This window comes from Dehalobacter sp. DCA (assembly GCF_000305775.1).
Lineage (GTDB): Bacteria > Bacillota > Desulfitobacteriia > Desulfitobacteriales > Syntrophobotulaceae > Dehalobacter > Dehalobacter alkaniphilus.
Genome location: NC_018866.1, coordinates 3,022,583 through 3,047,179, shown reverse-complemented (window position 1 = coordinate 3,047,179; position 24,597 = coordinate 3,022,583). Strand labels below are relative to the sequence as shown.

Genomic DNA, 24,597 nt, shown 5'->3' with positions numbered 1-24,597 from the left:
TGAATTGTGGCCTGGGCCATTAGCTCAGTCGGTAGAGCACCTGACTTTTAATCAGGGTGTCCCGCGTTCGAGTCGCGGATGGCTCACCAGTTATGTTGAAAATGCTTGTATTCGTAAAGGGTACAGGCTTTTTGCATTTTTTGGACGCAGGCAGACACCATGACTCGGGGAAGAAACCCTGACGAATAAAGACCATGTTTTTTCGCTTGCGAATTTGAAAGGATCTTGGTTACAACGTTCTTTAAATAAGCAAATATATGCAGCCCATAAGTATCTAGGGTTGGTCTGGGTGTCAGGGCTTGCAAGCCCTAACTAAATTTGGTATTTAGAAGTTTAGCAAATCAGAGCAAGCTATAAAATAGGTGATTGCGACAAGAGCCAAGGCGATTTTGATAGGTTTATACCCAAGTCTTCACCATCCGAAGCCCGTCTACGTATGCTGTAATTAAAGCTACCAAAAAGGCGGGAATCAAAATGAATATACCAATCACTGAACGTACGCCGCTTGTTATCGCGGCTGAGATTAATAGGATCAAACAACAGACATGTAAAATCATGCTTACCAATGCCATTGAGGTCGGCAAGCGCCTGAAGGAGGCCAAGGCCCTGCTCCCGCATGGAGAATGGGGAAAATGGTTGATCGAATCGGTGAGCTATTCCCAGCGCACAGCCAACAGACTAATGCAGCTCTTTGAAGAATATGGAGATAAACTGTTCGTTTCCGTCGATGACGGGGGGAACTCAAATTCGTCAGCGCTGACGAATTTGACCTACTATCAGGCCCTCCTTCTTCTGGGGATTCCGGAAGATGAGCGGGAGAAATTTATTCTGCAGCATGATGTTAAAGATATGACTTCCCGGGAGCTTGATCAGACTCTCAAAGAACTGAACCAAACCGCTCCGGAGAAAGTGCAGGCTCAAGTCACGCCCATACCAAATAATCCTCAGGATATCAAAATAGAATATATAACCGCCAAAAAAACCGACAAACCAAAAAGTGGGCCAAAAACTGCAGTCCCCTCAACCTTTACCACGAAGTATGAAGAAAAATGCGCCGCTTGCTGCAAAACTATCGCCGATACATTCTACGAACTGCTGACAGCGCTCGGCCAACTGGCCAGACTTGATCCGGCGGTAAAGGAAAAATGCAATAAAGACGCGAGCCGGCTTGCAGAAAATATGGTCGAAAGGCTTAAAGAGTGGCCGCCTGTTGTCAAGACAAATATGCCGAATGTTAAAACCTACGCAACCCATGAAAGGTGGTAAAATCGCCAACACCTTTATACGGGAGTCGGCTTTGGCCGACTCACCACGGATATGCATTTCCGGAGCGTAAGAAAAAAAAACCTAAAAAAGTTCTTTACTATTTGTCGTATTATCTGTATAATACAGAAACGTGAGCGAAAAAATTGGGTGAAACCATTATAGATGGTTCACGAACGTATCGCCTATGGCCCGTTGGTCAAGCGGCCTAAGACACCGCCCTTTCACGGCGGTAACACGGGTTCGAATCCCGTACGGGTCACCAATTTAATAATTAGACTAGGTTTTGATAGATTGGTAATCGATCACGCCTCGGTAGCTCAGTCGGTAGAGCAGAGGACTGAAAATCCTCGTGTCGGCGGTTCGATTCCGTCCTGAGGCACCATACGTCCTGTAAAGCGAGTTATAACGGTTTTTTGCTGTTAAGGGCTCGTTTTTGTTTTTGCCGCAACCCTACACACATCCTTTCGGATCCCCATAGATTATAACAACGAACATAGATGGGGGGATTTAGGTGCGCGTACTTAAGATCGGAGTCAGAGGAAATGATGTGATGGAAGTTCAGGCTTTGCTCAAAAGGCTGGGCTATGATCCGGGGACGGTAGACGGAGTATTCGGAACAAATACAGAGCAAGCGGTGAAGCAGTTTCAGGCGGCCAGTGGTCTCCAAGTAGATGGAATCATTGGTCCAATCACTTATCAAAAGCTCTTGCCGTTACTAAACGGCTACATAATGGTTACGGCTGCTGCGGGAGATACGTTATATCAGATTGCCAACCGTTATAAAATCAATACTCAGCGGCTTCTGGCAGCAAATCCCGGGGTCAGTTCTGACAATATAAGATTAGGACAACAGTTGACCGTGCCCTATGCTTTTGATGTTGTCGATACAGACCTCAATTATACCTACGAAATCATGCAGCGGGATATTGCCGGGTTACAGAAACGCTATCCTTTCCTGGAAACCGGGGTTGCAGGGAAAAGTGTTCTCGGGCGGAATCTTTACTATCTGAGACTGGGTAATGGACCGAATCAGGTATTCTACAATGCGTCGCATCATTCACTGGAGTGGATCACAACGGTTATGCTAATGAAGTTCTGTGAAAATTATCTGAAAAACTATGTGGACGGAACTTCGGTCAGGGGATACAACATAAGAGAGATATGGAGCCAAAGCTCAATTTATTTAATTCCTATGGTGAATCCAGATGGTATTGATCTGGTTTTAAACGGACTTGAGATGAATCACCCTTTCTACACATCTCTTCTGAAATGGAATGAAGGCCGGATGAACTTTGGCCAGGTCTGGCAGGCCAATATTCGTGGCGTAGATCTGAACCACAATTATGATGCATCCTGGCAGTTGTCGAAACAAGCGGAAGCCAGTCATGGGATAACCGGGCCCGGCCCGACTAGGTTTTCGGGGGTAAGACCGGAATCTGAACCTGAATCTAAGGCGGTTGCAGACTTTACGAGAAATCACAATATTAGACTTGTCCTGGCCTACCACAGCCAAGGCAGGGTAATCTACTGGAACTACAGAGGTCTGGCTTCGGCCAGGGACCGGCAAATCGCACTTAGTCTGGCAGAGAAAAGCGGCTATGCGTTGGAAGAAGCGACTGGAATAACATCGTATGCGGGCTATAAGGACTGGTTTATCGAAAAATACCGAAGACCGGGCTATACAGTTGAGGTTGGACTTGGCCGAAATCCCCTGCCTATTTCTCAATTCGCGCAGATATATCGGGAAAATGAGGGAATGCTGTTACTGGCGGCGCTTGTTACTGCAGGCTAAGAAAAAGGATGATGAAGTATTGAAACTGGTAGTGTAGGAAGCAAACATAATGGCCTCTTGACAAAGGAGAGAGGCGTATTAACCTCAAAATAAAACCTGCACCAAATCTGGAGTAGAGTCAACGGAGCTAGTAATATCGTTGAAATTGTAAAAATTAAACTGATAATCTTGCCTAGTATAAAATTTTGAAGTATAATAATGCTTACCCGACAAAGATACGCCATGGTCCTAGAACATGCTAGGAAGTCTAAAGCCTTGAAATATTATGCGGAAGTGGCTCAGTGGTAGAGCATTGGCTTCCCAAGCCGAGGGTCGCGGGTTCGAATCCCGTCTTCCGCTCCAATTTAAGAATATAAGGCCAGTTTTAAGCTGGTTTTTTTATCGGAAAAGCTAATTAATGGTATTTTAGCGGGACGCATGTATAATAAAGATTACACGAGGCTTTAGTGAGGCGTTAAGCCGAAAGGAGCTGAAAGGAAAAGAATGTTATCTGACTCTAACAGCCGAATGTTTCGCAAGAAGGGCAAGCTCAAGAAAATTGTGGCAATATTGACCATTGTGATCATGACAGCAGTATTAGGCGGATGTAATTCATTGGATGACGCGGTAGCGAAAGCGAAGCCGCTTATTCCCAAAGGATATGACTTGGTAACAGTTGAACAAGTCAGTGATAATTCCGGGATTGTATTTTACACGTTTGAAGAAGAATTAAGCACAGGAATATTCACAAAAAACAGCTTTGGCTGGAAATGGACAGGAAGTGCGGTTGGCAAGCTTGTCACTTATCCCGACGGCCTACAGTGGCGATATGCGGATCTTGGAGAAGACGGCACCCAATATTCGGTCTATTACGGCAAGATAACGAATAAGGATATTGTACGTGTAACTGTTACGACGATCGGCGGGGAAAAGGTCCAGGGGAAAATTGTTAACACCGATCAGCTGAGATTATGGTATGCGTTTGTCAGTGAACCGCAGGTCCCATCGGTAAGCGCAGATATCACCGGATACTCCGCTGAAGGAAAGGTCATCTACTTGTTCAGTCAGCCTAAACAATAATAAGGAGGATACGCATGGCTAAACATATTCAGACAGTCATTAAGGGGAACTTAGCCTCAACAGCCAAAACCGGAGGATGCGGAAAATGCCAGACATCTTGCCAATCGGCTTGTAAGACTTCTTGTACAGTTGGCAATCAGGTTTGTGAAAAATAACAGGAACATCATAGAAGACAGACAGACGGTTATTTATAAAGGGGTTCTGTAAAAAAGCTTGGCGTCAGCCAAGTTTTCTTTTTTCATAAAGGTATTTCAATGGTATAATTGTTCTAAATACGATTACGATGGGCAGAGGATACAGAAACATGAAATTAACGAACTACAATATAGCAAAAAATGTACATGTGTATACGCAAGGGAAACTTCAGATTGCCTACGATGTCAATTCGGGGTCGCTTCATGTGATCGATGACAAGACATATGCTTTTATTCAGGAATTGATAACATATCAGCAAAAGAACAGTTTGGAAGATTCAGAAGAGATGCTGGACAGTTGCGGGTATAATCTTTCTTCTGAAGAGAAACAGGAAATCCTGGTAGAATTGAAAGTGCTTCAGGATCAAAAGCTGTTGTTTTCCTGCGAGCCCGAAGAAACAGTACTGCCGTTTTCTGATCGGCCGGTGATCAAGGCGATGTGTCTGCACGTTGCGCATGACTGCAACCTGCGCTGCAAATATTGTTTCGCGGGAACAGGACCTTTCGGCGGTAACCGCGAATTGATGAACGTTAAGACAGGTAAGAAAGCGTTGAAATTTTTATTAGACCACAGCGGAGACCGGGGACATTGCGAGGTTGATTTCTTTGGCGGCGAACCGCTGATGAATTTGCCGGTTATCAGGGAATTGATTGTTTACGGCCGGGAAATAGCCGCTCAGGCCGGTAAAAAGATCAAGTTTACACTGACGACGAATGCGGTTCTCATGGATGAAGAGACAGCCAGATTTTTGGAAGACGAAGGAATCAGTGTTGTACTGAGTCTGGACGGACGCAAGGAAGTAAACGATAGAATGCGGCCTTTCCTGAACGGAGCCGGAAGTTATGACCGGATTATGCCGCAGATTCTTAAATTTACAGAAATGCGGCCGGAGACGTCGCGTTATGCTGTCGGCAATTATTTTTATGTCCGAGGAACCTATACACATTTCAATAAAGACTTCTACAAGGATGTCCTGCATATGGCGGACAGCGGCATCCGAAGGATCTCTGTGGAGCCGGTGGTAGCTTCTCCGCAGGAAGTGTATGCTTTCAGAGAGGAAGATCTGGCAGAAATCAAAGAAAGCTACGATATTTTAGGAGAAAAAGTGCTGGAATATCGCGAGGCAGGGAAAGAATTTGTCTTTTTTCACTTCAATGCAGGTCTCGATGAAGGACCTTGCCTGATTAAGAGGCTGTCGGGCTGCGGGGCCGGACATGAGTATGTAGCTGTTTCGCCGGAGGGGGATATTTACCCCTGTCACCAGTTTGTCGGACAGGAAAAATATAAAATGGGATCTGTGAATGATCTGAACTGTGAACTGAAGGAAGAAATTGTTCAGTCCTTCCGCCAGGCGCAGGTCTATGCGAAGGAAGAATGCCGCGTCTGCTGGGCACGCTTCTCATGCAGCGGCGGATGCCATGCAGCCAATGAAGCTTTCAGCGGGGAACTGACAAAAGTGTATCCGATGGGATGCGAGCTGCAGAAAAAAAGGCTTGAAGTCGCGTACTATCTTAAAATCATGGAAGCCAGGCAAAGGGTTCTTGTTTAACAAGAGAACCCTGGCACAAAGGAAGAGTTTCTTTGACTCTTTTGTTTCTAAGGAAAGATTAATTAAACCTTCCTATTATTGATAATAGAAAGGTCGCAGGTTAGGAGAAAAAATGCAAAAAAAATCTCAGAAGATCACCGTAGGTATTATCATAGGGATCATCTGCATTTCCCTTATTGGATCAACATTTTATGCAATTTCCCTTCCAGGGTCTGATAATACGGAAGATACCCAGGGCCAGGAAGCGTTGGAGCAGGAATACAATCAGCGGAAGCAAGCCGTCGTGGAACTCAGCGCAGCACTCGAAAAGAGCCCGGAAGACGTCGAAGCGCAGCTGGCTCTGGCCGACGCTTATTATCGAAAAGCGAGTACAACAATTGAGCTTAACGATGAAGAATACCAGGAAGATCTGCAGAATGCGATAACGTATTACCAAAAAGTCCTGGCACAGAAAGACGACAATGATGTAAGGTTAAAACTTGCAATATCCGCATTCCTTTCACGTGATTCTGATCTTGCGGATGAAACATACAAAGAATTAATTGAAAAGGAACCGCAAAATGTGGATGTGCTATATTGGTATGGGATGTTCCAGTTTTACAGCAAAGAAGATTACAAGAAGGCCGAGCAGTACTGGCAGACGGCGTTAAAATACAATACGGATGAAAAGATGAAGACCAAGCTCGAGGAAATGATTGCAAGAGCTCAGGACATTGAACCTTAGACAAACGAACCTGAGACAAGTAACGGCAGACATGTTAACAACAGGATGAGTAAGCGCCTGAACCACAGATCGGGAAGGTGAACAGATGTATTTTGCAACACTGGCCAGCGGCAGTTCCGGTAATGCCATATGTGTAGGGGAAGAAAACAGGAGTCTGCTTGTGGATTGCGGCATTGCGGCCAAGAGAGTGCTTACGAACCTCGAGATGATTGATATCGCCGCTCCTCAGCTGGAAGGGATCATCATTACCCATGAACATTCCGACCATGTCAAGGGGGCCGGCGTGCTGGCCCGCAAGCTGAAGATTCCCGTCTATGCGACAGCCGGAATTTGGCAGGAAATTGAAACGGTGCTTGGGGATATTAATTCTGAACAGAAAAGAATTATTGACCGGGACATCTATCTTGCGGGTATGGATGTGAAACTCTTCCCGACTTCCCACGACAGCAGGGAAAGCTACGGTCTTAAAATAACAGGTAAAACGAATACGCTAGGCATAGCGACTGACAGCGGCATTGTTACAGAAGAGATGCATCGGAATCTTCGGGGCTGTGATGCCTACGTCGTCGAGGCAAACCACGATTTGGAAACACTATGGCACGGAAGGTATCCGTACTATTTGAAGAAAAGAGTCAGCGGAAATGCTGGACATTTGAGCAATGTCCAGCTTGCTGAGGCCTTGACGGAATGGCTCGATGAAAACACGCAAAAAGTCGTGCTTGCTCACTTAAGTGAAGAAAATAATACGCCGCAAATGGCGCTCAGTACAGTCGTGAAGATGCTTCGGGATTCGCAGGCTAAGGAAAAATGCGTGAATCTAAAAATCAGGGTAGCACCGAGACATTATCCGCACGAACTTATTACACTGGGATAGTATGTCAAGAGAGCATAACTGACAGACTAAATTTGAGGTAGACATGATACATACTGGATAGGAGGGATGTCAGATGGATGATTATGATGACCGGGACAATTTCGGACGAAGGAGTGGGAAACCCCGTATTGTTTCAACGGTTTTGCTTGCTGTCATCAGCGCAGTTCTGGGCGGCTTGATTGCTGTCGTTCTTGTTCCTGCGGTATATCCTCAAGGCAATTATTTGGAAGGTGGTAATAAGGTTGTCGTTCAACAGGGAGAAAATCCCCCGATTACATCCTCAGGTGCTACCGGTGAGGAGTCACCGGTGATTAATATTGCCAGCACAGTAGGGCCTGCTGTCGTAGGTGTGGCCAACTTTCAGTATAGCGGGAATATTTTTGCTGGCAGCAGTGATGGACTCAGTGAAGCAGGAAGCGGTTCCGGCTTTATCATCAATGCTGCCCATGGCTATATTGTTACCAACTATCATGTCATTGGAGATGCTGAAAAAATTATTATTTCGCTTGCCGATGGTCGGGATGTTCCTGGAACGCTTGTCGGCGGTGATCCGCGGACCGATTGCCGTGCTCAAAATTGACGGTACGAAGGAACTTGCGGCTGTCCAGCTTGGAGATTCCGCAGCCTTAAAAGTCGGAGAATCCGTCGTCGCGATCGGGAATCCGGGAGGCCAGGATTTTGCCCGTACAGTCACAGCCGGTGTGGTATCAGCGACAGACAGGTTTCTTCAGCTGCAGGGGGAAGCCAGCTTCAATCTGATTCAGACGGATGCGGCGATTAACCCAGGCAACAGTGGCGGACCGCTCGTCAATTACAGCGGCCAGGTTGTCGGAATAAATTCAGCCAAAAATGATACCCAGGGCTTTGAAGGTATGGGGTTTGCGATCCCAATTTCCGATGCCCTGCCTGTAATTCAGCAGCTCATTGAAAAAGGGTTTGCGAGCCATCCGGCTTTGCAGATCAATATCGACGACCGTTACACGGAGGAATACGCTTCATTCAAAGACTGGCCGGCAGGCTGTTATATCGCCAGTGTCGAAAACGGCGAGGCGGCAGCTAAAGCCGGTATCCAGGCCGGAGATATCATTACGGCCATTAACGGAACAGCCATAACCAATTCTCTGGAGCTGACACACGAACTCTTTAAATACAAGCCGGGAGATAAAGTATCTGTCAGCTATTTCCGGGGCGGCAGCACGTATAAAACGGATGCGGTACTCGGAGAAATCAGATCAGAATAGAACAACCAGAAACTAGAAAGACCGAACGAATCGGCTATAGGAAGACATTCACACTATGTCAGCTAAAGACTGCCGCCAAAAGCTTGGCGGCAGCCACATTTTCTATAGGGATAGGCACTTTTCCCGGCATTCTCATACAATAATAAGGACGAGATGCTAAGCAGGACGAGACACAGGGCCGGACAGAAAAAGTTGCTATTTTGTTACACAGATGAAACCTGATATAATAGAGTCTGATGCTAAAGGATTAAAACGCTGTTTTTTATAGATTGAGCAGGCTGTTTAAATAGAAGGAGACAGGTAAATGACGAAACAAATGCATATCGGACTAGATGTCGGTTCAACCACCGTTAAAATTGCAATACTTGATGAAAAAGATAACTTGGTTTTCAGCAGCTACCAAAGGCATTTTTCAGATGTCCAGCATACAGTCAGCAACCTTCTGCAAAAGATTTACAGTCAGTTCCGCAATGAAAAAGTCACCATGAACGTGACAGGTTCAAGCGGTATGTCCACTTCCGAACAGATTGGGATTCCTTTTATTCAGGAGGTCATTGCCTGCCAAAAAGCTGTTGAACGATTTATTTCGGATACGGATGTTGCGATAGAACTGGGCGGCGAAGATGCCAAGATCACATATTTTGGGGAATCGCCCGAACTCAGGATGAACGGTACCTGCGCCGGCGGGACAGGTGCGTTTATTGATCAAATGGCCATCTTGCTAAAAACCGACGCTGCGGGTCTCAATGAACTGGCTTCGCATCATCGAGAGATTTATCCGATCGCTTCGCGCTGCGGGGTTTTTGCTAAAACAGATATTCAACCGCTCTTAAACGAAGGTGCGGCCAAGGAAGATATTGCCGCCTCAATTTTTCAGGCTGTCGTGAATCAGACTATTGCGGGTTTAGCCTGCGGCAAACCAATCCGAGGCAATGTGGCATTTCTGGGCGGACCGCTTTCTTTCCTGCCTGAACTGCGCCAGCGCTTTATTGAAACCTTGAAGCTTAAACCGGAAAATATTATCGCGCCAGATAATGCTCAGTTTTTTGTGGCGATTGGGGCAGCCTTGGCTTCAAAACAGAGCGAAGTCTGCGATCTTCACGTGATCTATGAGAACATCCCGAATCTGCATAATTCGGATTCGGCTACTACCCTGCTCCAGCCTTTGTTTGCCAGTGAAGAAGAGTATGAAGCCTTCAGTCAAAGGCACCGGGGAAATTCCGTCGCGAAGAAACTGCTGGCTGAAGCCAGTGGAACCTGCTTTTTGGGCATCGATGCCGGATCGACCACGACGAAACTTGCCCTGATCGATGGAGATGGCAATTTGCTTTATTCCCATTATGGAAGCAACGGAGGAAGTCCGTTAAAATCTACGGTTTCTGCTCTGCAAAAGCTTTATCAGGCTTTGCCGTCCGGAGCCACGATTGGCGGTTCCGTCGTGACCGGTTATGGAGAAGCCCTGCTAAAGGCTGCCCTCAAAGTTGATCACGGAGAAATAGAAACGGTTGCCCACCTTAAGGGAGCCGAATATTTTCTGCCCGGTGTTGACTTTATCCTCGATATCGGTGGCCAGGACATGAAATGCATGCAGATCCGCGACGGCGTTATTCATAATATCATGCTGAATGAAGCATGTTCTTCAGGCTGCGGGTCGTTTATCGAGACGCTGGCCCAGTCCCTGAGTTTGTCTCTCCCGGAATTTGTGCAAAGAGGTTTATTTTCGAAGACCCCGGTCGATTTGGGCACCCGTTGCACCGTGTTTATGAATTCCAAAATCAAACAGGTCCAAAAAGAAGGGGCGGATATCGGCAGCATCGCGGCCGGGATCTCGTATTCAGTCGTCAAAAATGCGTTGTACAAAGTCATACGGCTACACAATTCTTCCGAAGTTGGCAAGAAAATCGTTGTTCAAGGCGGAACGTTTAATAATGATGCTGTTTTAAGAAGTTTTGAACGTGTCACCGGTCGCCAGGTCATTCGTCCGGACATTGCCGGTATCATGGGCGCATTCGGAGCAGCTCTTATCGCCCGCGACCATTATCAGGCCGGAGAACAGACTACCCTGCTTGGTGAAAATGAACTGGAGGATTTCCATACCGAGACTCGTACGCGCCACTGTGGCCTATGCGGCAATAATTGCCTGCTGACGGTCAACCAATTCTCGGACGGCAGGGAGTTTCTGACAGGAAACCGCTGCGAACGCGGAGCCGGACTGGAAAGCACCTCTGAGGATATTCCGAACCTTTTTGCCTATAAATATGAGCGTCTTTTTGCCTATAAACCACTGAAGAAGGAAGAAGCAGCCCGTGGCGAAATCGGGATTCCACGGGTCCTGAATATGTATGAGCATTATCCGTTCTGGTATACGCTGCTAACGGAGCTCGGTTTCAGAGTTATTTTGTCTGGCCGCTCCTCGAAAAAGATATTTGAGCTCGGCATGGAGACCGTAGCTTCCGAGTCGCTGTGCTATCCGGCTAAACTGGCCAACGGGCATATTAAGGACCTTCTGAACAAAGGAGTCAAGCGGATTTTTTATCCGTGCCTTCCGAGGGATGAAAAAGAGCTGGCTGGCGCGAATAATAATTACAACTGCCCGATTGTCACTTCTTATCCGGAATCCCTTCATGCCAATGTGGATGAAATAAGGAACGAAGAAGTTGAGTTTATTTTCCCGTTCCTGCCGATCGATGATATGGCACGTTTAAAAGTCCGGATCTATGAAGAATTTAAAGCAATGGGTATAACACGACAAGAAGCAGCAAGTGCTGTGGATAAGGCTTTTGCCGAAAGAGATGCTGTTCGCCAGGACCTCAGAACCAAGGCAGAAAAAGTATTGGACTATTTGCAAAAGAACAACCTGAAAGGCATCGTACTTGCCGGTCGGCCGTATCATACCGATCCGGAGATCAACCACGGGATTCCGGAGATGATTACCGGTCTGGGGATCGCTGTGCTGACTGAAGATTCTGTCGCTCATCTTGGCCAGGTGGAAAGGCCTATGCGCGTCCTCGACCAATGGGTCTACCACTCCAGGCTGTATGCAGCAGCAAGTTTTGTGGCAACCAGGGATGACTTGGAACTTGTCCAATTGAATTCGTTCGGCTGCGGACTGGATGCCGTCACCACGGATCAGGTTCAGGAGATACTGCACCAGTACAGAAAGACCTATACCCTGGTCAAAATTGATGAGATTAATAATCTGGGCGCTATTCGTATTCGGATACGTTCATTGCTCGCTGCAATGAAGGAAAGAGACAAAAAACAAATTCATGCGCATAAGCTTTTTGAGACACCCAAAAGAGTCATGTTTACAGAAGAAATGAAGCATGAGTATACGATTCTTTCTCCGCAGATGGCACCTATCCATTTTGAACTGATAGAAGAAGCCACCCGTTTAGATGGCTATAAGATAGAGATTCTGCCCGATGTCGAGATGGATGTTGTCGAACAGGGACTGCTTCATGTGCATAACGATGCCTGTTATCCTTCAATCCTGGTTGTCGGTCAGATTATGGCGGCGCTGAAATCAGGCCGTTACGACCTGAACAAGACGGCAGTCATCATGTCGCAAACAGGCGGCGGCTGTCGGGCTAGCAATTATATCGGTTTTATCCGCAAAGCCTTAAAAGATGCCGGCATGGAACAGATTCCGGTTATTTCCCTTAATGCCGGCGGTCTGGAGTCCAATCCCGGGTTCAGACTTTCCTTGAAGATGATTAAGCGGTGTGTCATGGCAACGGTTTACGGCGATTTACTGATGCGCGTAACCAATGCTATACGCCCCTATGAAAAAAACAAAGGAGAAACGAATGCCCTCCTGGCCAAATGGCTGAAGGATCTGAAGCCGACTCTCGCGGCGATGAGCCTGCGGGAATACCACCGGAATATCCGCCGGATTATCCAGGACTTCGATCATATCGAGATTCTGGATGTCAAGAAACCAAAGGTCGGGGTGGTTGGCGAGATCCTTGTTAAATTCCATCCGTTTGCCAACAACTTTATTGTCGATGTCCTGGAAAAGGAAGGCGCTGAAGCCGTTCTGCCGGATCTGATGGATTTCTTTATGTACTGTGCGTATGGAACGATCTTCAGAAGAAAAAAACTTGCTGGCTCACTGAAAGGCGAACTTATCAGCCGCTATATTATCTGGCGGTTGGAAAACTACCGCCGGACAATGAAACGCGCTCTGGCAAAGAGCAACCGTTTCCATCCTCCCAAATCGATTTATGAGTTGGCCGATATGGCCGGCAAAATCATGCATCTCGGACATCAGACCGGCGAAGGCTGGTTCCTGACCGCAGAAATGCTGGAACTGATAGAAAGCGGAGCAACGAACGTCGCCTGTCTGCAGCCGTTTGCCTGCCTGCCAAATCATATCACGGGTAAAGGGATGGTCCGCGAACTTAAACGGCGCTATCCGCTGGCGAATATTGTGCCTATCGATTACGATCCGGGTGCCAGCCAGGTGAATCAAATCAACAGAATTAAATTGATGCTTTCAGTCGCTTTCAAAAATATGGAGAAGGCGGAAGCAGTCAATAATGCCAATACAAACGATAAAAACAAAATGAATAACAACGCCGAGCAAATTCAATCTACACTTGGCGAGGGAGCGGCAGCTTTGCATAACACTGAAGAGGGTACAGAGCAGTCGTATTCCGAACAAAAGATTATTTAACAAAAAACCTCTTCAGTATTGTACGCTGAAGAAGTTTTGAATATTTATTAAAGTAGATTAGGAATACTAAATGAGTCCGTTATTCTGTTTCATCTGTTGTTCGGCATAGGCGATCATTTTTTTGACCATCTGGCCGCCGATCGGGCCGCCTTCCAGACCATTCTGCCTGGCAGTAACATCGCCTTTATAGTGATCGTTATTTTCCCTTACAAAATCAAGATGGCCGATTTCAGCCGCAGCCTCCATTTTTAGATTCTGCAGCAGCTTTTTTTTGCTTTCACTTGTTCTGCTCATTTTTTTCACCTCCATCAATATTATTGACACTTTTGAAAAAAATTTTCATTGTAAATAATCCAATATTAGAGAGATTTAACCTTCAAGTTTTTGATTGCAAATATTTGGACGCAGACATAGTGACTGGAGTTGGGGAAAACATGCTGCAGATCAAAATTCTGGCGGTAGGGAAAATCAAAGAAAATTATTTAAGAGAAGGGCTGAAGGAATACACCAAGCGTCTTGGCGCGTACATCCGGCTTGAGATGATTGAAGTTGAGGACGAACCATGCCCCGAAAAGGCATCAGCTGTCGACGAAGCAAAAGTAAAACAAAAAGAAGCTGAAAAGGTCCTTAAATTAATTTCACCTCAGGATTATGTGGTTTTGCTGGATCTTCTGGGAAAGGAACTTTCTTCACCCGAACTTGCCGCTTTGTTTGATGAAAAAGGACTTTCGGGCCAGAGCCGGATCACTTTTGTGATCGGCGGATCTCTCGGTACGGCAGATGAAATCCGAAAACGCGCCGATTACCGGTGGTCGTTCTCGAAGCTTACCTTTCCGCATCAGATGATCAGGCTTGTCCTGCTGGAGCAGATTTACCGGGCGTGCAAGATCAGCAAAGGTGAACCCTACCACAAATAGAATTGATGGAGGTAAAGATACTTCAATTAATATGTTCAAGGCTAAAGTAAAAATAATATTGATTCCTTGTCGAAAGAGCGATATAATGAATCAGGATTAAAACTGAATAGACAGAACAGGTGTTGAATGAAGCTAATAATCTGATATGCTGATATGCACATCATTCAATGAATAAGGAAAGTCGGGTAGAAGCCCGCGCGGTCACGCCGCTGTGAAAGTGGAGTTCTTCAGGTATACCACTGGGAAACTGGGAAGGTCTGAAGATCGATGATGCTTAAGCCAGAAGACCTACCTGTTTTAGTGTCTCACCATATACTCTACGAGTGATAGAGAGGGGGATGTTATGTGCAAGACCGAGGAAAACTTCCTAGCATATGAGCCTCTCGACGTAAGATGTTGAGAGGTTTTTTGTTTCATATCTTATATAGGAGAGTTTGACGATGATAAATAAAAAGATTTGGATAATGGGTCTCGTACTTATGTTTATGTTCTTGCCCCGGCAGACATATGCCATGCATATCATGGAGGGTTTCCTTCCTGCGGGTTGGTGTATTGCCTGGGGTGCTTTGGCAATACCTTTTGTTCTAGCTGGTTTTTTCTCTATCAGAAGAACCGTTGGAGAGCATCCCAAAACATTAATGCTTTTGGCGATGGCAGGCGCCTTTGCTTTTGTTTTGTCTTCCCTGAAGATTCCTTCCGTTACAGGAAGCAGTTCACATCCTACAGGAGTTGGCTTTGGCGCTATCTTGTTCGGACCGACCGCGATGGCGGTAATTGGCTTGATCATACTGCTGTTTCAGGCCATCTTACTGGCTCATGGGGGATTGACAACGTTGGGGGCAAATACTTTTTCGATGGGAATTGTGGGGCCGCTGATAGCTTTTGCTACATATAAAATTGTGAAGAAAGCAAATGGACCGCAGTGGCTTGCTGTGTTTCTCGCTGCCGCACTTGGGGATTTATTTACTTACGTCACGACATCGATACAGCTTGCACTGGCGTTTCCTGCTGAAACAGGCGGCGTTATGGCGTCACTAACCAAGTTTTTAGGTATTTTTGCCTTAACGCAAGTACCATTGGCGATCAGTGAAGGTATTTTGACAGTGCTAATATTTAAGGCGATTTCATCCTATGCCGGGGATGAGCTTAAAGACTTAAAAATACTTTCAAAGGGGGTCTGAAAATGTCTGTAGAAACGATGAAACCGAAGAATAAAAATCGGGTTATCATAACAAATATTATTTTAATTACGATTGTCATAGCGCTTGCCGTTATACCCCTCATTGTGCAAAAAAATGCGGAATTTGCTGGAGCTGACAGCCAAGCTGAACAAGCTATAACAGAACTTAACGGGAATTACCAAGCCTGGTTCTCACCGATTTGGGAGCCGCCCAGCGGAGAAATTGAAAGCTTGTTGTTTGCGCTTCAGGCAGCCGTCGGAGCAGGTGTTTTGGGCTACGGGTTAGGTTATCTGCGGGGTCGTAAGAAAAAGGAAGAACCGGTAAACAATGATTTACATCGATAAATACGCTTATTTATCCAAACTTAAACAGACAAATCCATTGCAAAAGCTAGTCTTAGCCATTTTGGTTTTGGGGGTCTGTCTCTGGGCTGAATCCGTTGCGGTGTCAATTTTGACGCTCCTGATAATGGGTTGGTATACCGTTTGCAAAGGCGGTACACCTGTTGGAATTTTTATTAGACTGATGCTTGTCCCGCTTTCCTTTTTAGTGATCGGCGTTTTAACCATTGCGGTCAATGTTTCAGGGGACAAAGATGTTTTTGTATTCTCTGTATATGCATTTGGCATGTATATCGGGGTGTCGCAGTCCGGTATTCTAAGTGCGGCAAATCTGTTTTTTAAAGCGCTTGGCGCGGTTTCCTGTCTGTATTATTTATCGCTGAGTACACCGATGGTAGACCTGCTGGCAGTTCTTCGGAAGCTTAAAGTTCCAAGACTGATGGTTGAATTGATGGGACTGATCTACCGGTTTATCTTTGTATTTTTGGAAACGGCAGACACCATGTTTACGGCGCAGAATTCCCGCTTGGGCTATGCGGGGCTTTCTTCCGGATACCGTTCACTGGCGGCTCTGGCGTCGTCACTTTTTATCCGGTCTTATCAAAGGGCGGATGAACTGTATATTGCGCTTGAAGCCAGGGGATATGATGGTGAGCTCAGTGTGATCCATGAGCAGGCGGAGACTCATTGGACAGAATATATTCCGATTGTGCTGATTAACCTATTCCTGATTGCAGTTGCGCTGTTTTCCAAACAATTGACAGGAGGCTTGCTATAATGGCCGAAAATGGCTTGATTGAAAACGTGGAGGCTAAAAATATCTTGGAAGTCAGAAATCTCCACTACATCTACAGTGATGGAACCCAGGCCTTAAAGGCCCTGTCACTCGGGATTAAACAGGGGAAAACGACGGCAGTCCTCGGAAGCAACGGTGCTGGAAAATCAACGTTGCTGCTTTCCTTTAACGGCATCAATAAGCCGTCAGGCGGCGAAGTCCTATTCAAGGGCTTGCCGCTGGATTATTCAATAAAAGGTCTCAAACAGCTTCGAAAATCTGTTGGCATTGTTTTTCAGGATCCGGACAAGCAGTTGTTTTCAGCCAGTGTCTATCAGGATATCTCCTTTGGCGCGATGAACCTGAAGCTGCCTGAGGAGGAAGTCCGCAGAAGGGTGGATCTAGCCATGAAGAGAACCGGGATATCCCACCTGAAAGACAAGCCCACACACAGCCTCAGTTTTGGCCAGAAAAAACGTGCAGCCATTGCCGGCGTTCTGGTAATGGAGCCGGAAGTGCTTATTCTGGATGAACCGACTGCAGGGCCTGACCCACTCGGAGTCAGTGAGCTAATGAAGCTGCTCAGAAAACTGCAAATTGAGCTGAATTTGTCCGTCGTGATCTCAACGCACGACATCGATATCGTACCACTTTACTGTGATTATGCGTATGTCGTCGATGACGGCAGGCTTGTAATGGAAGGCACGCCTCAGGAAGTGTTTTCGCATCCGGAGGAAATTAGAAGGATTAATCTCAGACTCCCAAGAATTGGGCATCTTATGGAGATTTTGCATGATAAAGACGGCTTTGAATTTGCCCAGCCTGCCAATACCATATCTGAGGCCAGAAAAGCTTTAATTAACTGGAAAGATACAAACTGATTGAAGGAATATAAAAAAGATGAATCATGACATCCACCATCTAAACGATGAACGAAACAGTTCACAAAACAGTCAATCCGGTGAACTCTTTGTCATCAAACAGAATAAGAGACTGAGATGCGGCTTTACTACGGGATCCTGTGCGGCGGCGGCTGCCAAGGCTGGGGCGGTAATGCTGCTCTCGGGAGACCTGTGTACAGAAATAGCCATTGCGACACCGAAGGGAATACTGGTTGCGATGCAGGTGCTGGAAGTTCGGAGAGACATGAACCAGGTGACGTGTGCTGTAAAAAAAGACAGCGGCGATGATCCGGATGTGACCAACGGCATCCTTATTTTCGCGACGGTTGCCAGAGCGAACCATAACAATATTCAGGTCGATGGCGGCCAGGGCGTCGGCAGAATTACTAAGCCCGGGCTTGCCTGTTCTATAGGAGAGCCGGCCATCAATCCTGTTCCCAGAAGCATGATTATGTCGGAGGTGGCGAAAGTCTGTGCCGAGCACGGTTATGAGGGAGGCTTGGAAATTACGATATCTGTTCCGGAAGGGGAGGCCATTGCCAGAAAAACCTTCAACCCACGGCTGGGCATTGTCGGCGGAATCTCTATTCTGGGAACAATAGGGATTGTCGAGCCGATGAGCGAAAAGGCCCTGATCGATACGATTCGGCTGGAGATGAATCAGCAGAAAGAAAAGGGCTGCAGAGATCTGCTGGTCTGCCCTGGAAATTACGGTGAAACTTTTGCCCGCAGCACGCTGGGACTGGAGAGTTCTCTGATCCACTGCAGCAATTATATTGGTGAAATGCTGGATTTTACCGTGGAATTGGGCTTTGACGGCCTGCTGCTGATCGGACATGCCGGAAAATTGGTCAAGCTGGCAGCGGGCATTATGAATACCCACTCCCGCTATGCGGACTGCCGCATGGAAGTTATCGCCGTACATGCTGCCTTACACGGCGCCGGGAAGGAGACAGTCAAAGAAATTATGGCTAGCCTGACAGCACCGCAGGCCGTTACGGTATTAGACCGGCACGGGCTTAGAGGCCAGGTATTTGAGTCCATCATGTTAAAAATTGATGAATATGTGAATTACCGTCTGCAGAATAAGGTGAAAGCCGGTGTGATCCTGTATTCCAATGAACAGGGTATCCTGGGCAAAACACCGCAGGCGGATGAAATAGTCAATAAAATAAAAAGGATGAAGCCATCATGAAAGCAGCATTATACGGAATAGGCGTAGGCCCAGGAGACTTTGAACTGATGACCTTAAAGGCCGTCCGAATCATCAGCGAGGCAGATCTTATTGCTGTTCCGCGGACGGATGAAAAAGAAATGACCGCCTGGAATATTGCAAAACAGGCTGTGGACCTCTCCAAAAAAGAAATACTGGAACTTTACATGCCGATGACACGGGATGCCCAAATGCTGGAGCAAAGCCATCAGGAAGCAGCTGAACAGATCATCGACCAGCTCAAACAAAACAAATCTGTGGCTTTTCTTACGCTGGGGGATCCATCGATCTATTCCACATATATTTATCTGCATAACCGGGTTTTGGAAGCAGGCTATGATGCCCGGCTGATTCCGGGGGTCCCGTCCTTCTGTGCTGTAGCAGCAAGGCTCAATGTGCCTCTCTGCGAGGGCGCCCAGCCGTTGCACATTATCCCCGCATCCTATGAAGGGTCCTTTGATTACCTAGATTGGAGCGGAACCAAGGTGCTGATGAAGTCAGGAAGGGAATTTGGTAAGGTTAAGGAAGAACTTATCAGCAAAGATCTGGTTAAGCATACCCAGATGGTGGAATGCTGTGGGATGCCGTCGGAGAGGGTTTTAAAGGATATCGGTGCAGCCGAGGGGAAAGCGAGCTATTTTTCCACGATCATTGTGAAAGAAAAGGAGATTGTCAGATGATTTATTTTATTGGGGCCGGTCCGGGCGCGGTAGATTTAATCACAGTTCGCGGAAAGACGCTTTTGGAACAGGCCGATGTTGTGATTTATGCAGGCTCGCTGGTCAATCCGGAGCTATTGAATGTTACAAAGAAGGAATGCGCTGTTTACGACAGTGCCGGGATGACACTGGAAGAGGTACTTGCCGTGATGGTTCCTGCCACCCGGGCAGGTAAACTGGTCGTGCGTCTGCATACCGGCGATCCAAGTATTTACGGAGCGATCCGTGAGCAGATGGATCTGCTTGATGCCGAGGGTCTGTATTACGAAGTCGTACCTGGAGTCAGCTCGTTTTTCGGAGCCGCTGCTTCCTTGAAGAAGGAGTATACATTGCCGGATATCAGCCAAACTGTAATTATCACCCGCATGGAAGGAAGGACCCCGGTACCGGCTAAGGAAGACATTGCTCTCCTGGCGTCGCACCAGGCAACCATGGCAATTTTCTTAAGTACAGGGATGCTGGAAAACTTAAGTGCCAAGCTTATGGAGGGCGGGTACACCGCTGACACTCCGGCAGCGATCGTTTATAAGGCAACCTGGCCGGATGAGAAGCAGTTTCGCTGTACGGTAGGGACATTGGCGAGCACAGCCAAAGAGAACAATATCACGAAGACGGCCTTGATTCTAGTGGGCAGATTTTTGGGAAACGACTTCGAAAGATCTAAACTTTACGATCCGGCATTTACGCATGAATTTCGGGAAGGAAACGATCTACTGCCTTCTTGGACCGAGGGTTTGAAATGAAGATAAGCATCCTGGCTTTTACCGCCAATGGAGTCGCTCTCAGCTTGAAAATAAAAGAACTGTTGGATTCACAAGGCAATCAGACCGCCTGCTATCAGCCGGAAAAACTTACCGGGACCGTCAAGACAGCCGGCATGGCAGAGCCCATTGCCCCGGATTTAAAGGTGTTTACAGGCAGACAGTTTGCAGGAAAAGATGCGCTAATTTTTGTTGGGGCCTGCGGGATTGCCGTCAGGGCAATTGCCTCCTTTGTTCAGGACAAGACGAAAGATCCGGCTGTTTTGTGTATTGACGAAAAGGGACGGTTCGTTATACCGCTCCTCTCCGGCCACATCGGCGGCGCCAACATGCTGGCGGACAGGATATCCGAAGCGCTAAATGCAATCCCTGTGATAACGACTGCAACGGATATAAACAGGCTTTTTTCGGTCGATGAATGGGCAGCTTTCCATGACGCCTGGATTTCGGATCTGAAAGCAGCGAAAGAAATTTCGGCACGACTATTAGCAGAAAAGCCGGTCGGGTTTTATAGCGAGCTGGACATAGAAGGAGAGATGCCGCGTTTATTGGAGAAGAATGAAAATAACATGGGTATTGGCATTTGTGTTTCTTTGAATGACAGATTAAAACCCTATCCCATAACGCTGAATATCGTTCCCCGGACGGTGTATCTCGGAATTGGCTGCCGAAGGGGTACGCCGCTGCAGTGTATTGAGGATCTTGTCGTTGAGCAGTTGAGCAAGAATAGCATCAGCTTTCAGGCCATCGCGGGTATTGCCAGTATTGACCTCAAAACAAAAGAACAGGGGCTGCTTGATTTTGCCGCAAAAAATAATCTGCCACTGCATTTTTTTAGTTCAGATGAACTTCTTTCCGTACCAGGCAAGTATACAGAATCGGAATTTGTAAGCAGTATCACCGGTGTCGGCAATGTCTGTGAGCGGGCTGCCTTAATGGTAAGCGCAGGCGGAGGGCTGATTAGCCGAAAAGTATCTGGGAATGGGGTAACAATAGCTCTTGCTCAGAAGGAATGGAGGGTTAGCTTTGAATATTAGAATGATCGGGATCGATCATGAAAAAGCATCATTAAAGGAACGTGAAATGTTTGCCTTTACACCGATTCAAAGCAGACAGGCCATGGAGGCTGCTGTAAATAATTATGGTGTGGAAGGCGCTGTAATTATATCCACCTGCAACCGTACGGAGCTATGGGTCAGCGAAAATGAAGGATCTCTAGTTAATTTGAAAGAAATTCTCTACGGTCTGAAGCGAATTGAGAAAGAAGACAGGGATAAATATGAGCGCTTATTTGTTATTCGGCAGTCCCGTGAGGCCTTTGTTCACCTCTTTCAAACTGCCTGCGGATTGAAGTCCCAGATTTGGGGAGAAAGCCAAATTTTGTCCCAAATTAAAAAAGCCATTGAAGAGGCCAGAGAAACAGGTACTGCTGACCTTTATCTGGAAAAACTTTTTCAGATGGCCATAACCTCAGCGAAGAAGGTAAAAACACAGATTCAGCTGACGACGACGGATGTATCGGTAGCAACGAAAGCTCTGGAGCGGATCCAGGAAGTCTTTCCTGACTTGGGGGAAAAGCGGTGTCTGGTCATTGGCAACGGCGAGATGGGAAAGATTGTCGCCGCACAGCTTGCAGATTGCGGGGCGGAGGTTTTGATCACCTTAAGACAGCGTAAACACGGAGCTTATTTATTACCGAAACAATGTACGGGCGTGGATTACGAAAAACGCCATACTGTGATAGCCGACATGGATGTGGTGGTAAGCGTGACGTCCAGCCCACATTATACGATTAAAGCGGATGCCTTAATTTCAGCTCTGGCGCAGAATCATAGGCCAAGAATCTTTTGTGATCTGGCAGTACCGAGGGATATCGAACCGAAAGTCGGAGATATGGAGAATATTACATTACTGGATATGGACAATTTGGGTCTAGGGAAGGCAGAGCTCAGAAACCAGAATGCTTTAGCAGCGGCTTATGAAATTATTGATGAACATATCGACAAATTTATAGAATCATTTGAAATCCGCAGTTATCTGCCGCTCCTGCAAAGCATATCCAATTCAACATCGGAAAGGATATGCCGGAATTTGCAAAAAGATCTTGCGTACCTGAATTTAAGCGACCAAGACAAAGCATCCTTTGAAAACAGGTTGGCGCAAGTGGCAGAAAAGGCAGTAAGTTCGGTGCTGTTTGGGTTTAGGGACAGCATTGACCGAGATCTGTGGGATGAATGTTTTACAAATTTAGAGAAAGTAGTTAGGTAAGACAGACGATGAAAATATATGTCGTGGGATTAGGACCAGGCGGACCGGAGCAAATGACAAACCGCGCGCAGGAAGCGCTTAAGGCCAGTGATATTTTAGTCGGATATACGCTTTATATCGATTTAATCAAGGATCAGTTTCCAGATAAAAAGTTAATTGCTACGCCGATGAAGAAAGAGGTGGATCGCTGCAGGACCGCGGTTGAAAAGGCGCTGGAAGGCGCAACGGTTGCTGTGGTCTCGAGCGGGGATGCCGGAGTCTATGGCATGGCAGGAATCGTGCTGGAGCTTGCAGAGCCATATCCTTTCCTCGAGGTCGAAGTGATACCAGGAATTACAGCAGCCTGCAGCGGTGCAGCTGTTCTCGGAGCGCCACTCATTCATGACTTTGCAGTCATCAGCCTCAGTGATCTATTAACGCCGTGGGAGAAGATTGAGGCTAGGCTTGCAGCAGCAGCTCAGGGAGACTTTGTCATTGTGCTCTATAATCCATCGAGCATGAAAAGACACGATTATCTGAAAAGGGCCTGCGATATTGTGATGCGTCATCAGGATGCTAACTTGCCGGCGGGCATTGTCCGCAGCATCGGTAGAGAGGGCGAGAATTATGAGATTGTTTCCAGTCTGACTGAATTGAGAGAAAAGAAAGTTGATATGTTTACGACTGTCATTATTGGGAATTCACAGACAAGGATCATTAATAACAAACTGGTAACGCCGAGAGGATATAAGAAATGATCAAGAAACCGGTATTTTGGATCATTGCCGGGACAACTGAAGGCAGGGAGCTGATTGATGAGCTGCGTCTTAGCAATGCTGAAGTCTATGTTTCGGTTGCCACGGATTATGGCAGGGAACTGATCCAGCCGGATAAAAATATTCACATTCAGGCCGGACGTTTGAACAGGGAGGAAATGATCGCTTTGATCTGGGAGGTTAAGCCGGACTGCGTGATCGATACAACACATCCTTACGCCCGAATTGTTACAGACAATATCTGTGAAGCTTGCCGCGAAACCGCAACGGATTACATCCGGCTGCAAAGGGAACCGGGTAGATTGGTCCCGAATGATTCATCATTTGACGCGAATATATTGGAAAACATGATCTATGCAGACAACAGCGAGGATGCAGTACGGGTATTAAATGATAAGACCGGAAACATTTTTCTGAGCTGCGGAAGCAAGGAGATTAAAACGTTTACCGGAATCAAGGACTATCAGGAGCGGGTATTTGCCAGGGTCCTTCCGATGCAGGATGTAATGGAGAAGTGTGAGAAGCTGGGCTTTAAGAAGTCTAATATAAGCTATATGCAGGGTCCATTTTCCAAAGAGCTGAATATTGCCATGCTGAAAGCATCCCAAGCAAGATTTCTGGTGACAAAAGACTCTGGAGAGACCGGAGGATTCCAGGAAAAAATTGAAGCAGCGCGCGAGCTGGGAATTACGGTGGTTCTCATCAGGCGGCCGGAACAACCAGAGACACTGGAACATCCAGGTAAAATAGATGAGAAAGAAGATGCGCAACAGTGTACATTTTGCAGCCAGGAACAGATTTTGCAGAAGCTTGCCAGGGACTATTCTCTGGAAAAGCACTCGAATCAGCTTTGGTTTCCCCTTTTTGTTCCTCTTCAGAATAAAAAGATCGTTGTCTTTGGGGGCGGAAAGATTGCAACAAGAAGAATCAGGACCTTGCTGCCATTTAATGCCGACATGATCGTGATTACTCCCGAACTTGTCCCGGAACTTAAACAAGAATTGGCAGGTAATGAAAAAGTCACTTTGTTCTGTCGCAAGTATCAGGAAGGGGACTGTAATGGGGCTGACCTGGTTCTGGCAGTAACCAATGAAACACAAGTAAACCGTCAAATTGCCGAAGAATGCACCCGGTATGGAATCCCTGTCAGTGTCGCAGATCGTAAGGAGCTATGTACGTTCTATTTCCCGGCAGTGGTAAGGAAGGGAAATGTGGTGATCGGGCTCACGGCCAGCGGGGAAGACCACACGAAGGCTAAGAAGACAGCAGAGAAGCTGAGGCTATACATGAATGAACACTTGGACGAATAAATAATGACCAATAAATAACATAATGAAATAAACGAACAATAAGTAACTTTTGATTAAATGAGAATAGAGGTAGCCGA

21 protein-coding genes, 4 tRNA genes, 1 pseudogene and 1 riboswitch are annotated in these 24,597 nt (G+C 46.7%); of the genes and pseudogenes, 25 read left to right on the top strand and 1 reads right to left on the bottom strand.

From position 1 onward, the window contains the following. Positions 1 to 13 precede the first annotated feature (13 nt). The 13 genes and pseudogenes from DHBDCA_RS14530 to DHBDCA_RS14470 all read left to right on the top strand — a co-directional run bounded on the left by DHBDCA_RS14530 (position 14) and on the right by DHBDCA_RS14470 (position 13,378). Positions 14 to 89: transfer RNA gene (locus DHBDCA_RS14530), tRNA-Lys, on the top strand. A 385-nt stretch (positions 90 to 474) separates the two neighbouring features. Further along, a complete protein-coding gene (locus tag DHBDCA_RS14525) occupies positions 475 to 1,266 on the top strand; it encodes a DUF3102 domain-containing protein (RefSeq protein WP_015044989.1) in 792 nt (263 codons plus the stop codon). A gap of 186 nt (positions 1,267 to 1,452) precedes the next feature. Next, positions 1,453 to 1,528: transfer RNA gene (locus DHBDCA_RS14520), tRNA-Glu, on the top strand. Positions 1,529 to 1,572: 44 nt separating this feature from the next. After that, positions 1,573 to 1,648, top strand: a tRNA-Phe gene (locus DHBDCA_RS14515). A gap of 129 nt (positions 1,649 to 1,777) precedes the next feature. Further along, a complete protein-coding gene (locus DHBDCA_RS14510; RefSeq protein WP_015044988.1) occupies positions 1,778 to 3,058 on the top strand; it encodes a M14 family metallopeptidase in 1,281 nt (426 codons plus the stop codon). Between the two features lie 267 nt (positions 3,059 to 3,325). Further along, positions 3,326 to 3,400, top strand: a tRNA-Gly gene (locus tag DHBDCA_RS14505). 141 nt (positions 3,401 to 3,541) lie between these two features. After that, entirely contained in the window at positions 3,542 to 4,117 is a 576-nt protein-coding gene (locus DHBDCA_RS14500) for a hypothetical protein (protein WP_242824928.1), read from the top strand. A 14-nt stretch (positions 4,118 to 4,131) separates the two neighbouring features. Then, positions 4,132 to 4,272, top strand: a complete 141-nt coding sequence (gene scfA, locus DHBDCA_RS15130; RefSeq protein ID WP_019224921.1) for a six-cysteine ranthipeptide SCIFF — start codon at positions 4,132 to 4,134, stop codon at positions 4,270 to 4,272. A 149-nt stretch (positions 4,273 to 4,421) separates the two neighbouring features. Beyond that, a complete protein-coding gene (scfB, locus tag DHBDCA_RS14495; protein ID WP_015044986.1) occupies positions 4,422 to 5,861 on the top strand; it encodes a thioether cross-link-forming SCIFF peptide maturase in 1,440 nt (479 codons plus the stop codon). A 112-nt stretch (positions 5,862 to 5,973) separates the two neighbouring features. Next, complete coding sequence (locus DHBDCA_RS14490) at positions 5,974 to 6,585, top strand: tetratricopeptide repeat protein (protein WP_015044985.1); 612 nt, start codon at positions 5,974 to 5,976, stop codon at positions 6,583 to 6,585. A gap of 85 nt (positions 6,586 to 6,670) precedes the next feature. After that, complete coding sequence (locus DHBDCA_RS14485) at positions 6,671 to 7,459, top strand: MBL fold metallo-hydrolase (protein ID WP_015044984.1); 789 nt, start codon at positions 6,671 to 6,673, stop codon at positions 7,457 to 7,459. Between the two features lie 73 nt (positions 7,460 to 7,532). Continuing rightward, positions 7,533 to 8,700: pseudogene (locus DHBDCA_RS15125) on the top strand (trypsin-like peptidase domain-containing protein). A 304-nt stretch (positions 8,701 to 9,004) separates the two neighbouring features. Next, a complete protein-coding gene (locus DHBDCA_RS14470) occupies positions 9,005 to 13,378 on the top strand; it encodes a 2-hydroxyacyl-CoA dehydratase (RefSeq protein WP_015044981.1) in 4,374 nt (1,457 codons plus the stop codon). A gap of 66 nt (positions 13,379 to 13,444) precedes the next feature. Here DHBDCA_RS14470 and DHBDCA_RS14465 read toward each other — a convergent pair whose 3' ends face one another. Continuing rightward, positions 13,445 to 13,672: an alpha/beta-type small acid-soluble spore protein gene (locus tag DHBDCA_RS14465; RefSeq protein ID WP_015044980.1), complete on the bottom strand. Its 228-nt coding sequence runs from the start codon at positions 13,670 to 13,672 to the stop codon at positions 13,445 to 13,447. A gap of 143 nt (positions 13,673 to 13,815) precedes the next feature. Here DHBDCA_RS14465 and rlmH point away from each other — a divergent pair, with 143 nt between their 5' ends. The 12 genes from rlmH (at position 13,816) to cobK (ending at position 24,520) form a co-directional block, all read left to right on the top strand. Continuing rightward, positions 13,816 to 14,295 (top strand): 23S rRNA (pseudouridine(1915)-N(3))-methyltransferase RlmH, encoded by a 480-nt coding sequence (gene rlmH, locus DHBDCA_RS14460; protein WP_343205478.1) that lies wholly within the window; start codon positions 13,816 to 13,818, stop codon positions 14,293 to 14,295. Positions 14,296 to 14,427: 132 nt separating this feature from the next. Further along, positions 14,428 to 14,606: riboswitch (cobalamin riboswitch) on the top strand. A 129-nt stretch (positions 14,607 to 14,735) separates the two neighbouring features. After that, a complete protein-coding gene (locus DHBDCA_RS14455; protein ID WP_015044978.1) occupies positions 14,736 to 15,476 on the top strand; it encodes an energy-coupling factor ABC transporter permease in 741 nt (246 codons plus the stop codon). A gap of 2 nt (positions 15,477 to 15,478) precedes the next feature. After that, positions 15,479 to 15,820, top strand: a complete 342-nt coding sequence (locus DHBDCA_RS14450; RefSeq protein ID WP_015044977.1) for an energy-coupling factor ABC transporter substrate-binding protein — start codon at positions 15,479 to 15,481, stop codon at positions 15,818 to 15,820. Continuing rightward, positions 15,804 to 16,595: a cobalt ECF transporter T component CbiQ gene (gene cbiQ, locus DHBDCA_RS14445; protein WP_015044976.1), complete on the top strand. Its 792-nt coding sequence runs from the start codon at positions 15,804 to 15,806 to the stop codon at positions 16,593 to 16,595. The genes DHBDCA_RS14450 and cbiQ overlap by 17 nt, the downstream gene beginning before the upstream one ends. Next, complete coding sequence (locus tag DHBDCA_RS14440) at positions 16,595 to 17,473, top strand: ATP-binding cassette domain-containing protein (protein WP_015044975.1); 879 nt, start codon at positions 16,595 to 16,597, stop codon at positions 17,471 to 17,473. The genes cbiQ and DHBDCA_RS14440 overlap by 1 nt, the downstream gene beginning before the upstream one ends. Positions 17,474 to 17,492: 19 nt before the next feature. Next, positions 17,493 to 18,689 (top strand): cobalt-precorrin-5B (C(1))-methyltransferase CbiD, encoded by a 1,197-nt coding sequence (gene cbiD, locus DHBDCA_RS14435; protein WP_015044974.1) that lies wholly within the window; start codon positions 17,493 to 17,495, stop codon positions 18,687 to 18,689. Continuing rightward, positions 18,686 to 19,387 (top strand): precorrin-2 C(20)-methyltransferase, encoded by a 702-nt coding sequence (cobI, locus tag DHBDCA_RS14430; protein ID WP_015044973.1) that lies wholly within the window; start codon positions 18,686 to 18,688, stop codon positions 19,385 to 19,387. Before cbiD ends, cobI begins: the two co-directional genes overlap by 4 nt. After that, positions 19,384 to 20,169, top strand: a complete 786-nt coding sequence (cobM, locus tag DHBDCA_RS14425; RefSeq protein WP_015044972.1) for a precorrin-4 C(11)-methyltransferase — start codon at positions 19,384 to 19,386, stop codon at positions 20,167 to 20,169. The genes cobI and cobM overlap by 4 nt, the downstream gene beginning before the upstream one ends. Beyond that, on the top strand, positions 20,166 to 21,224 hold the full coding sequence (locus DHBDCA_RS14420; RefSeq protein ID WP_015044971.1) for a cobalt-precorrin 5A hydrolase: 1,059 nt from the start codon (positions 20,166 to 20,168) through the stop codon (positions 21,222 to 21,224). Before cobM ends, DHBDCA_RS14420 begins: the two co-directional genes overlap by 4 nt. Further along, positions 21,214 to 22,455 (top strand): glutamyl-tRNA reductase, encoded by a 1,242-nt coding sequence (hemA, locus tag DHBDCA_RS14415; protein ID WP_015044970.1) that lies wholly within the window; start codon positions 21,214 to 21,216, stop codon positions 22,453 to 22,455. Before DHBDCA_RS14420 ends, hemA begins: the two co-directional genes overlap by 11 nt. A gap of 8 nt (positions 22,456 to 22,463) precedes the next feature. After that, positions 22,464 to 23,192: a precorrin-3B C(17)-methyltransferase gene (gene cobJ, locus DHBDCA_RS14410; RefSeq protein ID WP_034379285.1), complete on the top strand. Its 729-nt coding sequence runs from the start codon at positions 22,464 to 22,466 to the stop codon at positions 23,190 to 23,192. After that, positions 23,189 to 24,520: a precorrin-6A reductase gene (cobK, locus tag DHBDCA_RS14405; protein ID WP_015044968.1), complete on the top strand. Its 1,332-nt coding sequence runs from the start codon at positions 23,189 to 23,191 to the stop codon at positions 24,518 to 24,520. Before cobJ ends, cobK begins: the two co-directional genes overlap by 4 nt. The last annotated feature ends 77 nt before the right edge of the window (positions 24,521 to 24,597 follow it).